Annotated in this window: 14 protein-coding genes; 8 read left to right on the top strand and 6 right to left on the bottom strand. The window is 70.5% G+C overall.

Translation table 11 applies throughout. The features are described 5' to 3' along the window. Positions 1-137: 137 nt before the first annotated feature. Entirely contained in the window at positions 138-1,754 is a 1,617-nt protein-coding gene (locus CR165_RS06675; RefSeq protein WP_109516189.1) for an ABC transporter substrate-binding protein, read from the top strand. A gap of 68 nt (positions 1,755-1,822) precedes the next feature. Here CR165_RS06675 and CR165_RS06670 read toward each other — a convergent pair whose 3' ends face one another. The 6 genes from CR165_RS06670 to CR165_RS25975 all read right to left on the bottom strand — a co-directional run bounded on the left by CR165_RS06670 (position 1,823) and on the right by CR165_RS25975 (position 5,998). After that, on the bottom strand, positions 1,823-2,452 hold the full coding sequence (locus CR165_RS06670) for a YcbK family protein (protein WP_109516188.1): 630 nt from the start codon (positions 2,450-2,452) through the stop codon (positions 1,823-1,825). A 122-nt stretch (positions 2,453-2,574) separates the two neighbouring features. Next, complete coding sequence (locus tag CR165_RS06665; RefSeq protein ID WP_109516187.1) at positions 2,575-3,117, bottom strand: NUDIX domain-containing protein; 543 nt, start codon at positions 3,115-3,117, stop codon at positions 2,575-2,577. Positions 3,118-3,128: 11 nt separating this feature from the next. Continuing rightward, positions 3,129-3,911, bottom strand: a complete 783-nt coding sequence (locus tag CR165_RS06660; RefSeq protein WP_109516186.1) for a M48 family metalloprotease — start codon at positions 3,909-3,911, stop codon at positions 3,129-3,131. 71 nt (positions 3,912-3,982) lie between these two features. Continuing rightward, the gene (locus CR165_RS06655; protein ID WP_109516185.1) at positions 3,983-4,228 is read right to left on the bottom strand and encodes a DUF3297 family protein; all 246 of its coding nucleotides are present in this window, start codon (positions 4,226-4,228) and stop codon (positions 3,983-3,985) included. Between the two features lie 124 nt (positions 4,229-4,352). Next, the gene (locus tag CR165_RS06650; RefSeq protein ID WP_109516184.1) at positions 4,353-5,186 is read right to left on the bottom strand and encodes a sugar phosphate isomerase/epimerase family protein; all 834 of its coding nucleotides are present in this window, start codon (positions 5,184-5,186) and stop codon (positions 4,353-4,355) included. Then, positions 5,177-5,998: a GntR family transcriptional regulator gene (locus tag CR165_RS25975; RefSeq protein WP_109516183.1), complete on the bottom strand. Its 822-nt coding sequence runs from the start codon at positions 5,996-5,998 to the stop codon at positions 5,177-5,179. The genes CR165_RS06650 and CR165_RS25975 overlap by 10 nt, the downstream gene beginning before the upstream one ends. A 211-nt stretch (positions 5,999-6,209) precedes the next feature. Here CR165_RS25975 and CR165_RS06640 point away from each other — a divergent pair, with 211 nt between their 5' ends. The 7 genes from CR165_RS06640 (at position 6,210) to CR165_RS06610 (ending at position 14,206) form a co-directional block, all read left to right on the top strand. Beyond that, the gene (locus tag CR165_RS06640; RefSeq protein WP_181378025.1) at positions 6,210-7,019 is read left to right on the top strand and encodes an enoyl-CoA hydratase; all 810 of its coding nucleotides are present in this window, start codon (positions 6,210-6,212) and stop codon (positions 7,017-7,019) included. Positions 7,020-7,202: 183 nt separating this feature from the next. After that, positions 7,203-8,258 (top strand): ABC transporter substrate-binding protein, encoded by a 1,056-nt coding sequence (locus CR165_RS06635; protein ID WP_109516182.1) that lies wholly within the window; start codon positions 7,203-7,205, stop codon positions 8,256-8,258. Between the two features lie 69 nt (positions 8,259-8,327). Further along, positions 8,328-9,386, top strand: a complete 1,059-nt coding sequence (locus CR165_RS06630) for an ABC transporter substrate-binding protein (protein ID WP_109516181.1) — start codon at positions 8,328-8,330, stop codon at positions 9,384-9,386. A gap of 34 nt (positions 9,387-9,420) precedes the next feature. After that, positions 9,421-11,169, top strand: a complete 1,749-nt coding sequence (locus CR165_RS06625; protein ID WP_109516180.1) for an ABC transporter permease — start codon at positions 9,421-9,423, stop codon at positions 11,167-11,169. A 5-nt stretch (positions 11,170-11,174) separates the two neighbouring features. Beyond that, positions 11,175-12,248 (top strand): ABC transporter ATP-binding protein, encoded by a 1,074-nt coding sequence (locus tag CR165_RS06620; RefSeq protein WP_109516179.1) that lies wholly within the window; start codon positions 11,175-11,177, stop codon positions 12,246-12,248. 47 nt (positions 12,249-12,295) lie between these two features. Continuing rightward, positions 12,296-13,012 carry an FkbM family methyltransferase gene (locus CR165_RS06615; protein ID WP_109516178.1) on the top strand — a complete coding sequence of 239 codons (717 nt, stop codon included), beginning with the start codon at positions 12,296-12,298 and terminating at the stop codon, positions 13,010-13,012. Between the two features lie 72 nt (positions 13,013-13,084). Next, positions 13,085-14,206 (top strand): hypothetical protein, encoded by a 1,122-nt coding sequence (locus CR165_RS06610; protein WP_109516177.1) that lies wholly within the window; start codon positions 13,085-13,087, stop codon positions 14,204-14,206. Positions 14,207-14,286: the final 80 nt, after the last annotated feature.

The following is a 14,286-nucleotide window of genomic DNA, read 5'->3' as shown; positions in this document are numbered from 1 at the left end:
GCGCGGGGAGTGGCTTCATGCCGGCCAGCGATCAATGCCATCGTATCGCTCAACGATACGGCGCGCCGGCCCCTCTTGTGGGGCTGTCCGCCAGGGAGAGCGCGCCGCCCGGCGCAGCCGCAGGGGAGATTGGAAGCATGTTGCTCAGGACGTGGCTCAGGCGAACGGTGCTGGCATCGGCGATGCTCGGAGCGGGGCTGGGGGCGGGGCTGGCCCCCGCCGGTGCGCGGGCGCAGCCGGCGGAGAAGCCGCTGCGGCTGGTGGTGAATGTCGGGTTGCAGACGCTGGACCCGATCGCCGGCACCTCCTTCGTCACCCGCAACTTCGCCTACATGGTGTTCGACACGCTGGTGGCGATGGACAGCCAGGGCCAGTACCGGCCGCAGATGCTGCAGGGCTGGGAGGTGAGCGCGGACGGGCTGACCTACCGCTTCACCCTGCGCCCCGGCCTCGAATGGCACGATGGCACGCCGGTGACGGCCGAGGATTGCGTCGCCTCGCTGAAGCGCTGGGGGGCGCGCGACTCCACCGGCCGCCGCCTGATGGCCGCCACACAGGAACTGCGCGCCACCGGCCCGGACAGCTTCGAGCTGAAGCTCGCAAAGCCCTTCGGCGGCGTCATCGACGCGCTGGGCAAGCCCAGTGTCCATACCCCCTTCATGATGCCGGCGCGGCTGGCCGCCACCCCGCCCACCCAGCCGGTGACGGAGATCGTCGGCTCCGGTCCCTTCCTCTTCGTGAAGGAGGAGTGGGTGCCGGGGGAGCGCACCGTGTTCCGCCGCAACCCGCGCTACCGCCCGCGCGACGAGCCGGCCGACGGGCTGGCCGGCGGCAAGGTGGCGCATATGCAGCGCGTCGAGTTCCTCACCATCACCGACCCCGCCACCCGCGCCGCCGCCCTTCAGAACGGCGAGGTGGACTACCTGGAATACGCGCCGCTCGACTACCTGCCGATGCTGCGGCGGGACCGGAAGCTGGTGCTGGCCAAGCCGGGCGGCATCGCGCAGATCATGGGCGCGGTGGCGGTGAACCACGCGCAGCCGCCCTTCGACAGCCTGCCCGTGCGCCAGGCCCTGCAGATGGCGCTGGACCAGCGGGAGGTGGTGGCGGTGCACGGCCTGCCGGACGAGATGACGCGCGTGCCCTGCCAGTCCATGACCCTGTGCGGCACGCGCTACAGCAGCGAGGCGGGCGGCGAGGCGCTGCGCGAGCCCAGCCTGGAGCGCGCCCAGGCGCTGCTGAAGCAGAGCGGCTACAAGAACGAGCGCGTGGTGTTCCTGCACCCGGCCGATTCCGCGCTGATCAACCCCATGGCGCTGGTGGTGGCCGACCGCATGAAGCGGGCCGGCTTCAACGTGGAAGTGCAGACGCTGGACTGGGCGACGGTGGCGCAGCGCTGGCTCAGCCGCGCGCCGGTGGAGCAGGGCGGCTGGAGCGTGGTGCCGGTGATCTACACCGGCTTCGACATGTCCGAGCCGCTGAGCAACCCGGGCATCAGCTACAACTGCACCGGCACCGCCCCCTGGCTCTACTGCGACGAGGCGCTGAAGCCGCTGCTGGAGCGCTTCGAGGCGGAGAGCGACCTGGAGAAGCGCCGCGCCATCGTCGCCGACATCAACCGGCGCGCCCTGGCCAATGTGAACTTCCCGCTCACCGGCCAGTTCTCCAGCCCGGCCGTGTGGCGGGCCGAACTGGAGGGGGTGATCGATTTCGGCTTCCCCGTGCTGTGGAACATCCGCCGCGCGGCACGCTGAAACGCGGGCGCCCCGGCGGGCCTTGCCTGCCGGGGCGTTCTCATGATCGGGCGGGGAAGGCGCGCCGCTCAGCGCCGGCGTGTCTGCGCCCAGGCCTCGGCCATGCGGTCGAGCCGGATCTGCTCCGGCGTGCGGGCAGGGGCGCGCGGGGCGGCCACGGCGCGGTCGAAACCCCAGCTCCGCACCGGGCCGGAATCGACATGCACGAAGCCATGGTCCGGATAGCTGCCGACGCCGCCCCGCCCGAGGCCGCGCGCGGCATCGCCGAAGGCGGCTAGCCTCGCCTTCGGGATCTGCACGTCGAGCGCCGCGGCGCGAAGGTGCTGGCTGTCGCCCGCGCCATGCACGGCGGCGTTGGTGGCCGGGGTGCGGTAGCCGGAGAGCACGGTGAACGCCTCCATGCGCTCCCGCATGCCCAGCTCCCACAGGATGTCGATGGCCTTCGGGTCGAAGGGATGGACCGTGCCGGTGCGGGTGTCCGCCAGCACGATCGAGAGTTCCCGCATGGCGCCCGCGTCGAATTCCACCCCGTTGTGATAGGGGCCATCGAAACGGGAGCCGGTGGCGGCGTGGCGCAGCGCGAGCCGACGCTGCGCAAGGGGTGGGCTGGCCCGCCGCCGGGCCGCCGCGTGGGCGAGGCCTGGGGCAACGAGCACAGCCGGGGCCGTGGCGGCCAGGAGAAGGAATCGGCGGCGCATGGGCGCGACCCTAATGAAGGGTTAAGACGCGCGGAAGCACACCTCACGCGATTGGGACCAATTTCAAAACAAACGCGCTGATTTTTCTCAAAAAAGCGATGAAGCCGGAAGCTTTCTCGCCTTCAGAGCAAGCTTTGCATCCGCAGCATGCCCAGCGCCGCCAGGCTGGGGGCATCCTGCAGGACATTGTCGCGCACCATGGCCTCGATCTCGGCCAGGCTGAAGTCGCGGCAGATGAGGTCCTGCTCCGAGACCTCGCGCTCATGGGCACCCTGCGTCAGCCCGGTGGCCAGGAACACATGGCCGCGCTGGTTGGAGATGCCGGCCCCCTGGAAGATCTGCCCGGCGTGCCGCAGGCTGGCGGCGACCAGCCCGGTTTCCTCGCGCAGCTCGGCGGCGGCGAGCGTGGCCAGGTCCGGGCCGTGCTGCTCCTCCCAGGTGCCCATGGGCAGTTCCCACTGCCGCGCGCGGATCGGGTAGCGGTACTGCTCCACCAGCGTGATGCGGCCGTCCTGGAGCGGCACCACCACCACGAAGTCGCTGCGCTCCACCACGCCGTAGAGCCCGTCCGAGCCGTCGCGGCGGCGGATGCGGTCCTCGCGCACCCGCAGCCAGCGGTTCTCGTAGGCGATGCGGCTGCTGAGGGTGGTGATCTCCTCGGTCATCCCGGCGGCCCTCAGCGGCGCGGCGCCAGGCGCCAGTTGCTGGCCCGCAGCTCCTCCACCGCCCCGTCGAAGGAGGCGATGCGGTCCGGACCGGCGGGGTGGGTGGAGAGGCGGCTCGTCTCCGTCCGGCCGGAGAGGCGGGCCAGGGTGAGCAGCATGTCCCGCGCCTCGCCGATGTCGTAGCCGGCGCGGTGCAGGATGGCGGCGCCCAGCACGTCTGCCTCCCGCTCCTGCGCCTTGCTGTAGGAGATGACGCCGAGCTGCGCGCCGACGCCGGAGGCGGTCTGCGCCAGCTGCCCGGTCTCCAGCCCCGCATAGGCGCCGGCCAGCGAGGCCAGGATGCCGCCCAGCGCCGCCCCCGCCTGGGCGCGGTTCTGGGTGGAGCGGACATGGTCGGCGGCGTGGTGCGCCATCTCGTGCGCCACGACGAAGGCGATCTCGGCGTCGTTGCGGGCATAGTCGGCCACGCCGCGCTGCACGACGATGACGCCCTCGCCGGTGGCGGCGGCATTCAGGTCGGTGCTGGGGTCGTAGACGAAGCGCCATTCGCAGCCGGCGCCGCGGCCGATCTCCTGGCACACGGCGGTGCCGGCCGGCGCCAAGCGCCGCGCCACGCGGGTGATGGCGGCCTTGGCCTCATCCTCGGAGAGGTTGCGACGGCCCGGCGCCGCCCCCTGGCCGATCTCCGACGCCGCCGCCTGCAGCCCCGCCGGCGTCGCCACCGGCACCTCGTAGACGGCCTGCGCGCAGGCGAGCAGCGGCAGGCAGAGCAGCAGCGGGAGGGCAGGGCGCATGGTCATGTCCTTCGGCGGTGTCGGGGAAAGGGAGCGGAGGGGGGCGGAGGAGCCGGGGGCCGGCCGCCGCCTCAGCCGGCGTCGCGGAAGTAGGGCTCGACCGTGCCCTGGAGCTTCATGGTCATCGGGTTGCCCTTGCGGTCCACCGAATTGCCGAGGGTCAGGCGCACCCAGCCCTCGCTGACGCAATACTCGTCCACATTGTTCTTCTCGACGCCCTTGAAGCGGACACCCACGCCGCGCTCGATGGCGGCGGCGTCGTAATGGGGGCTCTTCGGGTTGCTGGAGAGGCGGTCGGGCGGGGTGTCGGTGCTCATGCTGAGGCCTTGTGCTGGGTCGGCGGGCAGGCGCCGCCGCGCGGTGGGTGATACCCAACCGCGCGGCGCTTTGCCAACCGCCCCCAGGAATGGCTCCTGCGCAGGCTCGGGAATGGGCCAGGCCTCAGGTGACCGGGGCGCCGGCCTCCCGTGCCATGGCCACCATGTCGTGCCGGGCCTTCTGCATGTCGTCCAGCGTGCCGAAGGCGTTCATGTAGTGGCCCTTGAAGCCGCGCCGCTCCAGGAGCGCGAACATCGCGCCGAAGTCGAAATCGCCCTGGCCGGGCAGCAGGTGCTGCTCATGCCCGTTGCGGAAGCAGTCGGCCAGCCGCACCTCCGCCACGCGCTCCAGCGGGATGGCGTCGACGAAGCCCTCCACCCCGTCCGGCATCAGATGTGCGTGATTGGCGGTGAAGGAGAGCGCGAAGGCCGGCGAGTTGATCCGGTCGTAGTAGTAGCGCCACTCCTCGATGGTGTGCGCCAGGTAGTGCACCTCGGCGTCCTCGGGCTCCTTGTTGAGGTTCTCCAGCAGCAGCAGCGCGCCGCGCTCCTCGGCATGGCCCACCATGCGCTTCAGGCGCTCGAGCCCCGCCTCCATGCGCGGCTTCACGTCGGCGGTGAAGTGGTAGCCCGCATGCACCACGATCCATTCCGCGCCCAGCTTCGGCGCGAGGTCGATATAGGCGCGCATGTAGGCATCCACCGCCTCCGACAGGAAGGGCGAGTATTCCGCCACGTTCACCGCCGAGAGGGTGTGCAGGCCGAGCGTCACGCCGCGCCGCGCCGCCTGCTCGCGGATCGCGGCGGCGCGCGCGTCGTCGAACTCGTTCACCCGGTTGGCGCCGGTGTCGAGCTGGATGTCGATGTAGCGGACCTGGTTCTCGGCCGCCCAGTCGATGGCGTCCTCCAGCCGCAGGCGGCGGCCGATATCGACGCCGATCCGGTCAATCAGCAGCATGGCGTTTCCTTCCCGTTGTGCTGTTCATGGGGCGTGTCGGTGGTCTCCGCCGCCGCGTTGCCCTGCGCGATGGCGGCCAGGTAGCGGGCCCGGCCGGCGCGCGTGTGCGCCTCCGCGTGGCGCCGCGCCGGCTCGGCCTTTCCGGCCAGGATGCTGGCCAGCAGGCGATGGTGTTCGGCATTGGCCACCCGCATGTTGCCGGCGGCGTCGAAGGAGCGGCGGCGCAGCAGCAGCAGCTTGCGCGTGTGCTCCAGATAGACGGCCTGCAGCGGCTGGTTGCCGCAGAGGCCGACGATCTGCTGGTGGAACAGCGCGTTGTCGGTGAAGAAGGCCTCGAGCGCACCCTGTTCCACGGCGTGGTCCATGCGCGCCACCGTCGCGCGCAGCGTGGCGGCCTCCGGGCCGTCGCGCCGGCCCTTCAGCCTCTCGGCCAGCAGCGCGGCGGCATGGCCGAACAGCACCGCGTTCAGCTCGTAGATCTGCGCCGCCTCCTCCATCCCGAGGCTGCGGACGAAGGCGCCGCGGTTGAGGATGACGGTGACGAGGCCATCCTTCTCCAGCGCACGCGCCGCCTCGCGCACCGGGCCGCGGCTGACGCCGAGCTGCGCCGCCAGCGCCACCTCGTTCAGCCGCGCCCCGGGGGGCAGCGCGCCGCTTTCAATCAACCGTTCCAGCGCCGCCTGCACGCTGCGGCCCAGCGGCTGCCGCGCCGCGATGCGCGCCCGCAGCGCCGAGACGCCGCTGTCCTGGCCTTGGGCCTCGCCGGTGGATGCCAGGACCGCGTCCGGGCCGTTGGCCTCTCGCTGCGACATGGGCGCTTCCTCTCCCGCATGTTCGGGCGGTGTTTATTGTTTACAGCCTGCATGGGCGGTGACAAGCTTCCTCTCCAGGAGAGGAACGAACCGAAAGCGCGGATCGCCACCAGGGCGGCCGGTGCCATACGCCGCCCGCCGGTCTCCGGCCCGGCGCCTTTCCCCCGACGCGCGTGACCGCATCTGGCATTGCAGCAAGGCCCGGCATTCCATGAACATTCAGTTTTCCCCTGACGCCGCCAACAAGATCCTCACCCGCAAGCAGGACGGCATCGGCTGGCTGACCATCAACCAGCCGGAGAAGCGCAACGCCATCTCGCTCGCCATGTGGGACGCGATCGCCGCCGCGGCCGACGACTTCGCGGCCGACGACGCGGTGCGCGTGGTGGTGATGCATGGCGCGGGCGGCAAGGCCTTCGCCTCCGGCGCCGACATCAGCGAGTTCGACCGCGTGCGCGCCGATGCGGCGGCGCAGCAGGAATATGGCCGCCGCAGCGGCGAGGCGCGCCGCCGTCTGGAAGGGCTGCGCAAGCCGCTGATCGCGATGATCCAGGGCTTCTGCATCGGCGGCGGCTACGCCACGGCGCTGATGGCCGATCTGCGCATCGCCTCGGCCGACAGCCGCTTCGGCATTCCCGCCGCGAAGCTCGGCATCGCCTATGGCTATGAGAGCCTCTCGCGGCTGGTGGCGCTGGCGGGGCCGGCCATGGCCAAGGAGATCCTGTTCACCGGCCGCCAGCTCGACGCCGCGGAGGCGCTGGCCTGCGGGCTGATCAACCGCGTGGTGCCGCCCGAGGCGCTGGAGGCCACCGTGACCGAGCTGGCGTTGCAGATCGCGCGCAACGCCCCGCTCTCGGTGGAGGCGTCGAAGGTGGCGATCGACCAGATCGCCGGCGACCCGATGGCGCGCGACAACGCCCTGGTGGAGCGGCTGAACCGCGCCTGCTTCGACAGCGCCGACTACGCCGAGGGCCGCCGCGCCTTCCAGGAGAAGCGGCCGCCGGCCTTCACCGGGCGCTGAACTGTTTCCCCGGCCCAAGGGCCAGGAAGCTGTAGTCCCCGGCCCAAGGGCCGGAAAGCTGTTGTCCCCGGCCCAAGGGCCGGGAAGCTGTTGTCCCCGGCCCAAGGGCCGGGCTGGCACCGAGCGGGGCGCGCAAGGCGGACGCAGAGCCGCCACCCCGCCGTGACAAGGGAGGAAATGACGATGATGATCCTGAACAGGCGCCTGATGCTGGGGCTCGCTGCCGGTGGCGCCATGGCGCGCCTCGCCCCCGCGGCGGCGCAGGAGCTGCGGCCGCACGAGAAGGAGCTCTACGAGGCGGCGAAGCGGGAAGGGCAGATCACCTGGTACACCGGCCAGTACCAGGCCGAGCCCTCGCAGGCGATCGGGCGCGGCTTCACCGAGCGCTTCCCCGGCATCACCGTCAACGTGGTGCGCAGCACCTCGCAGGTGGCGTTCCAGCGGCTGGCGCAGGACATGCGCGCCGGCGTCGCGCAATGCGACGTGTTCAGCTCCACCGACCACAGCCACGCCGCCTACCTGAAGCGGCAGGGCCGGCTGATGCCCTACAAGCCGCACAATGCGGAAGGGCTGATCCGCGCCGCGAAGGAGGCGGGCGACCCGGACGGGCACTTCCAGGTCACCTATCTCGGCCTGTTCCTGATGGCGCGGCGCAGCACGGACGTCTCGGAGGCCGAGGCGCCGAAGAGCTGGAAGGAGCTGACCGACCCGAAATGGCGCGGCCGGATCGCCGTCGGCCATCCGGGCTACAGCGGCGCCATCACCTCCTGGTGCCTGGCGATGCGCGAGAAGTATGGCTGGGACTACTTCAAGGCGCTGGAGAAGAACCAGCCGCAGATCGGCCGCTCCAGCGCCGACCCGGTGACGATGCTGAATGCCGGGGAGCGGCAGATCGGCGCCGCCATCCCCTCCGCCACCACGCTGCTGTCCATCTCGCGCGGCAACCCGATCACGCTGATCTATCCGACGGACGGCACGCTGATGGTGCCGGCGCCGAGCGGCGCGCTGAAGGACGCGCCGCATCCGAACGCCGCCAGGCTGTTCATGGAGTTCATGACCAGCCCGACCTACTACGCCGTGACCCGGCCCTTCTTCAGCGAGTCGCTGCGCCCCGAGGTGCCGCCGCCCCCCGGTTCCCGCCCGCTCGACGAGGTGCCGCTGATCACCGCCGATCCCAAGGCGCTGGAACGGGACGGGCAGGAGGTGAAGGAACTCTGGCGCGACACCTTCGGCGTCTGATCTGATGACCCCCCCCGGCGCAACGACGCCGGGGCGGACTGCCAAGAAGCAATGAGAGGGAGAGAGACGATGCAAGGGATCAGCCGGCGTGGCCTGTTGGCCAGTGCCGCCATCATCGGCAGCGGCGGCGCCGCGATGCGCGCCGCCGCCCAGGACCTGCCGGCGCATGAGCGCGCGCTCTACGAGGCCGCGAAGCGGGAAGGCCAGGTCACCTGGTATTCCGGCCAGCAGAGCGCCGAGACCTCCGAGGCGGTGGGGCGCGCCTTCGGCGAGCGCTACCCGGGCGTGCATGTCAACGTGGTGCGCAGCACCTCGCAGGTGGCGTTCCAGCGGCTTTCGCAGGACATCCGCGCGGGCGTGGCGCAATGCGACGTGTTCAGCTCGGTCGACTACAGCCACTCCACCTTCCTCAAGCGGCAGGGGCGGCTGATGGCCTACACCCCGCAGAACGCCGCCGGCCTGCTGGAGTTCGCCCGCAAGGCTGGCGACCCGGACGGCCAGTTCCACGTCTTCTACATCGGCGTGCACCTGCTCTCCCGCCACACCGGGCAGGTGCCGGCGGCGGAGGCGCCGAAGAGCTGGCAGGACCTGCTGGACCCGAAGTGGCGCGGCAAGATGGCGGTGGGCCACCCGGGCTTCAGCGGTGCCATCGGCGCCTGGGCCGTGCTGATGCGCAAGATGTATGGCTGGGAGTACTTCACCAAGCTGGAGAAGAACCGGCCGCAGATCGGCCGCTCCAGCATCGACCCCGTGACGGCGCTGAACGCGGGCGAGCGCAGCATCGGCGTCGCCGTGCCCTCGGCCACCGCGCTGCTGTCGATCTCGCGCGGCAATCCGCAGGAGCTGATCTACCCGACCGACGGCACGGTGGTGGTGCCCTCGCCGAGCTGCATCCAGAAGAACGCGCCACACCCGAACGCGGCGAAGCTGTTCATGGAATTCGCCACCGGCCCGGAATACTTCCGTGTCACCCGCAAGTACTTCTCGGAGTCCCTGCGCGGCGACGTGCCGCCGCCCGAGGGCGCGAAGCCGCTCGAATCCATCAAGATCATCATGCCCACGCCGCAGGAGATCGAGACCGGGGTGACGGAGGTGAAGGAACAATGGCGCGACACCTTCGGCATCTGAACACGCACACCAACCGCGAGGGAGAGGCGACCGCATGACGGATTCCGCCGCCATCCTGCCCAAGCCCGCCGCGCTGGAGGCGCGGCGGCCAGGGTTGCTCAGGCGCCTGCGCTACCTGGAGCCCTCCAACCTGCTCTGGGTCCTGCTGGTGGCCACGCTGCTGTTCCTGGTGGCGGTGCCGATCGGCAAGCTGCTGGTCGTCTCCTTCGAGGAGCAGGGCACCGGCGCCTTCACCCTCTCCAACTACGCCACCGCCTATGGCCGCGTGCGCTACCTGGAGGCGCTCGGCAACTCGCTGATGCTGGGCGCGCTCTCCTCCTTCTTCTCGGTGATCTTCGCGGTGCCGATGGCCTGGGCGGTCTCGCGCACCGACATGCCGGGCAAGGGCTTCACCTGGGCGATGGTGATGGGCGCCTTCATCATGCCGCCCTATCTCGGCGCGGTGGGCTGGATCCTGCTGGCGGGGCCGAATTCCGGCTTCCTCAACCAGGCCTGGACCTGGCTGACGGGCATCGAATCGCCGCTGGTCAACGTCTACAGCTTCGCCGGGCTCGCCCTCGTCATCGCGCTGCACTCCTTCCCGCTGATCTTCATCTTCGTGAAGTCGGCGCTCGACCTGATCTCCTCGGAGATGGAGGACGCCGCCAACATCCTCGGCGCCGGCACCTGGACGGCGATGCGCAAGGTGACGCTGCCGCTGGTCTGGCCCGCCGTGCTGGGCGGCATCATCGTGGTGTTCCTGGAGACGGTGGCGCTGTTCGGCACGCCGGCCATCATCGGCATCCCGGCGCGCATCAACGTCGTCACCACGCAGCTCTGGCAGTTCTTCGAGTATCCGGTGCGGGTGGAGGTGGCGGCGGCCTACGCCATGCCGCTGCTGCTCATCACCATCGGCATGATCGCGGTGCAGAAGCTGCTGCTGGCGCGCAAGGGCTTCGTCTCGCAGACCGGCAAGGGCGGCGAGCGGCGGCCGATCCGCCTCGGTGGCTGGCGCTGGGCGGTGCTCGGCTACTGCGTGTTCGTCGGCGCTCTCTCGGTGCTGATGCCGCTGGTGGTGCTGCTGCAGGCCTCCTTCGCCAAGGCCTGGGGGCGCGGCCTCTCGCTCGCCAACCTGACGCTGGACAACTACGCCTACCTGCTGTTCCGGCACGAGATGGCGCTCACCTCCATCTGGAACACGCTGTGGTTCTCGGCCGCCTCGGCGACGGCGGCGGTGATCATCGCGGTGCTGGTGGCCTACATCGTGGCGCGGCGGCTGGTGCCCTTCGGCTCGGCGCTGGGCTTCCTGGCCATGGCGCCCTTCGTCATCCCCGGCATCGTCATGGCGATCGGCTTCTACGCCGCCTACGCGGCGCCGCCGGTGGCGCTCTATGGCACGGCGCTGATCATCATCCTGGCCTTCACCGCGCGCTTCCTGCCCATCGCCTTCGCCAACTCCTCCGCCGCGGTGCGCGCCGTGCACCCGGAGATGGAGGAGGCCTCGCGCATCCTGGGCGGCGGGCGGCTGCTGACCATCCGGCGCATCACCGCGCCGCTGATCAGCCGCAGCCTCATCGGCGGCTGGCTGATCGTCTTCATCGTCGCCTCGCGCGAGCTGTCGGCGGCGGTGTTCCTGGTGGGGCCGCGCACGCGCACCATGTCGGTGCTGCTCTACGACCTCAGCGAGGCCGGCAATTTCGAGGTGCTGGCGGCCTTCGGCGGGCTGCTGCTCGCCATCACGCTCATTCTCGTCGCCATCGGCATGAAGCTGGCCGGCCGCGACTTCATGCTGCGGAGGAACTGAGAGACATGCCCCGTCTGACGCTCAAGGGCCTCGGCAAGGCCTATGGCCCGCTCAAGGTGGTGAACGATGTGGACCTGACGCTGGAGGAGGGGGAGTTCGTCTCCCTCCTCGGCCCCTCGGGCTGCGGCAAGACGACGACGCTGCGCATGATCGCGGGCTTCATCGAGCCGACCGAGGGCAGCATCAGCATGAATGGCGAGGTGCTCTCCGCCCCCGGCGCCGTGCTGCCGCCGGAGCGGCGCCGCATGTCGATGATCTTCCAGAGCTACGCCATCTGGCCGAACATGACGGTGGCGGAGAATGTCGGCTTCGGGCTGAAGCTGCAGAAGCTGCCCTCCGCCGAGGTGAAGTCGCGCATCGGCCGCATCCTGGAGGTGGTGAAGATGAGCCACCTGGCGGACCGCTACCCCTCCGAGCTTTCCGGCGGGCAGCAGCAGCGCGTGGCGCTGGCCCGCGCCATCGTGGTGCAGCCCTCCGTGCTGCTGCTCGACGAGCCGCTCTCCAACCTCGACGCCAACCTGCGCGAGGAGATGCGCTTCGAGATCCGCCGCCTGCACGACGAGTTCCGCATCACCACCGTCTATGTCACGCACGACCAGTCGGAGGCGATGGCGACGGCCGACCGCATCGCGGTGATGAATGCCGGGCGCATCGAGCAGGTGGATGCGCCGCACCTGATCTATACGCGGCCGCGCACGCGCTTCGTCGCCGCCTTCATCGGCCGCACCAACCTGCTGGAGGGGCGGCTGGCGAATGGCGAAATCGGGCTGGACGGCTTCGCCCTGCGCGCGGCGCAGCTCGGCGGCGCGCCGCCGGATTCGGCGCGGCCCATCCTGCTCTCCGTGCGGCCGCAGAGCATGGCGCTGCACCGCACCCAGCCCGCCGCGCGCGACGGCTACCCGCTGCTGCCCGCCACCGTGGCCCAGCGCACCTATCTGGGCGAATCCTGGGACTACGTCGTGCACCCGCGGGAGAGCGGGCTGCAGCTGCGCGTGACGGCACCGCCCCTGCAGGTGCACGAGGTGGGCGAGACGGTCTGGCTGGAGTTCGACCCGCAGCAGATCGCCGTGGTCAACTGAAGGGGAGGGCGGTGGCCGCCGGGCCGCCGCCATGGCCTTCTGCGCCGATGGACGAGCTCACCTTCCTCACGCGGCTGCACCGGCCGGGCCTGATCGTCGATGTCGGCGCGCATGACGGGCTGCTGACCCTGCCGCTGGCGCGGCTGCCGGGCGCGCGGGTGCTGGCCTTCGAGCCCCTGCCGCAGGCCCATGCGCGCCTCGCGCGCGCCTGTGCCGGTCTCGGCAATGTCACGCTGCGGCGGGAGGCGCTCTCCGACGCCCCCGGCACGCTGGAGCTGGCACTGCCGGTGCTGGACGGCGTGCCGCAGGAGCAGTGGGCCTCCACCGTGAAATCCTACGCCGGCTATGGCGCGCGCATTGACACGCAGCGCGTCGCGGTGCCCGCCATCACGCTGGACAGCCTGGCGCTGGCTGAGATGGCCGCGCTCAAGATCGACGCCGAGGGCGCCGAGTACGAGGTGCTGCGCGGCGCGCGGCAGACGCTGCGCCGCTGCCGCCCCCTGCTGACGCTGGAGCTGGAGGAACGGCATCGTGAAGGCGCGACCTGGGCGGTGCCGGCCTTCCTCGACGGGCTGGATTACCACACGGCCTTCCATCTGGATGGCGCCTGGCACCCCATCGCGGCGCTGGACCGGCCCCGCATGCACCGCGCCAGCCCTGATCCTTCGGTCTTCGGCGCGGCCTCGGAGCGGTACGTGTTCACCTTCTTCGCCTGGCCCCGCGAGCGGGATGCCGAGGTCCGCGCCCGTGTGACGACTGCGTAACAGCCTGGCCGAAAAAGAAACCGCCTCCGCTTCTGGCCGTTTTCCTGCGCGGACGAAGAAGGAGAAACGCCAATGGCTATCATCCAGGGCACTGAAGGCAACGACGACCTCGTTTCCTCCAATTCGCGAGAGAACGACATCATTGTCGCGCTCGGGGGCAATGACCGTGTCGAGGCCCGTGGCGGCGATGACCTGATCTATCCGGGCCTCGGCAATGACCGCATCGAGGGCGGCGATGGCCGGGACACCGTCCGCGTCGGCGGCGATATCGCCCAGTGGGAGGTCTATCGCTACGAGGATGAAGGCATCCTGCGCGGCCCTGAGGGAGTGAAGAGCCTTCTGGACGTCGAAGGGCTGGAGTTCGCCGACAATCCCGGCACCTACGAGCTCGACGATTTCAACGAATTCTTCGCCTACACCTATCTGGCGTCGAATCTGGACGTGGCCGACGCACTGGGCGTGAACCCGGACGCGGCGTGGGATCACTTCCGCGATTTCGGCTCCGTCGAGGGTCGCCAGCTCAGCTTTGACGGCAATGCCTATCTGGCCGCCAACCCGGATGTGCTGGCGAACGAGGATTTCGGCGCCAATTCCGACCAGGGCGGCGCGCGCCACTACCTGGCCGCCGGCCGCGCCGAGGGCCGCCCGACCGACTTCGCGGGTCTCTCCTACATCGCCAGCCACGAGGATCTGATCAGCGCCTTCGGCGTGAATGAGGCGCTCGGCACGGAGCACTATGTGCAGAACGGCTTCAATGAGGGCCGGGCCGTCAGCTTTGACGGCCTCGACTACGTCGCCAGCTACGGCGACCTGATCGATGCCTTCAAGGGCGCCGGTGGCGCGATGGCGATCGAGGATGCGGGCGCGGCCCACTACATCCAGAATGGCCGCGCCGAGGAGCGTACCGTCGGCTTCGACGGGCTGCAGTATGTGGCCAGCCACACCGACCTGATCGAGGCCTTCCGCGGCGGCAATGGCGCCGAGGCCTATGCCGATGCCGGTGCGCTGCACTACATCCAGAACGGCTACGCCGAGGAGCGCGTGGTCGACCAGTTCAACGAGGCGAGCTACGCCGCTGCGAACATGGACCTGGCCTCGGCGGGCGTGACCTCGGCCGATGCCCTCGCGGCCCACTGGATCCAGTACGGCCTCGCCGAGGGCCGGACCGGTGCCTACGATCCGGTCGTTGCCTGACGCGGACAGGGAGAGCCCGGGCCGGGCTCTTCCGCACCGGGCCGGCATCCTTGCGATGCCGGCCTTTTTCATGCCTGCGC

The organism is Teichococcus aestuarii (genome assembly GCF_003116135.1).
Taxonomy (GTDB): domain Bacteria; phylum Pseudomonadota; class Alphaproteobacteria; order Acetobacterales; family Acetobacteraceae; genus Pseudoroseomonas; species Pseudoroseomonas aestuarii.
The sequence above is the reverse complement of the archived record's forward strand: the minus strand, read 5'-3'. Positions and strand labels throughout refer to the sequence as shown.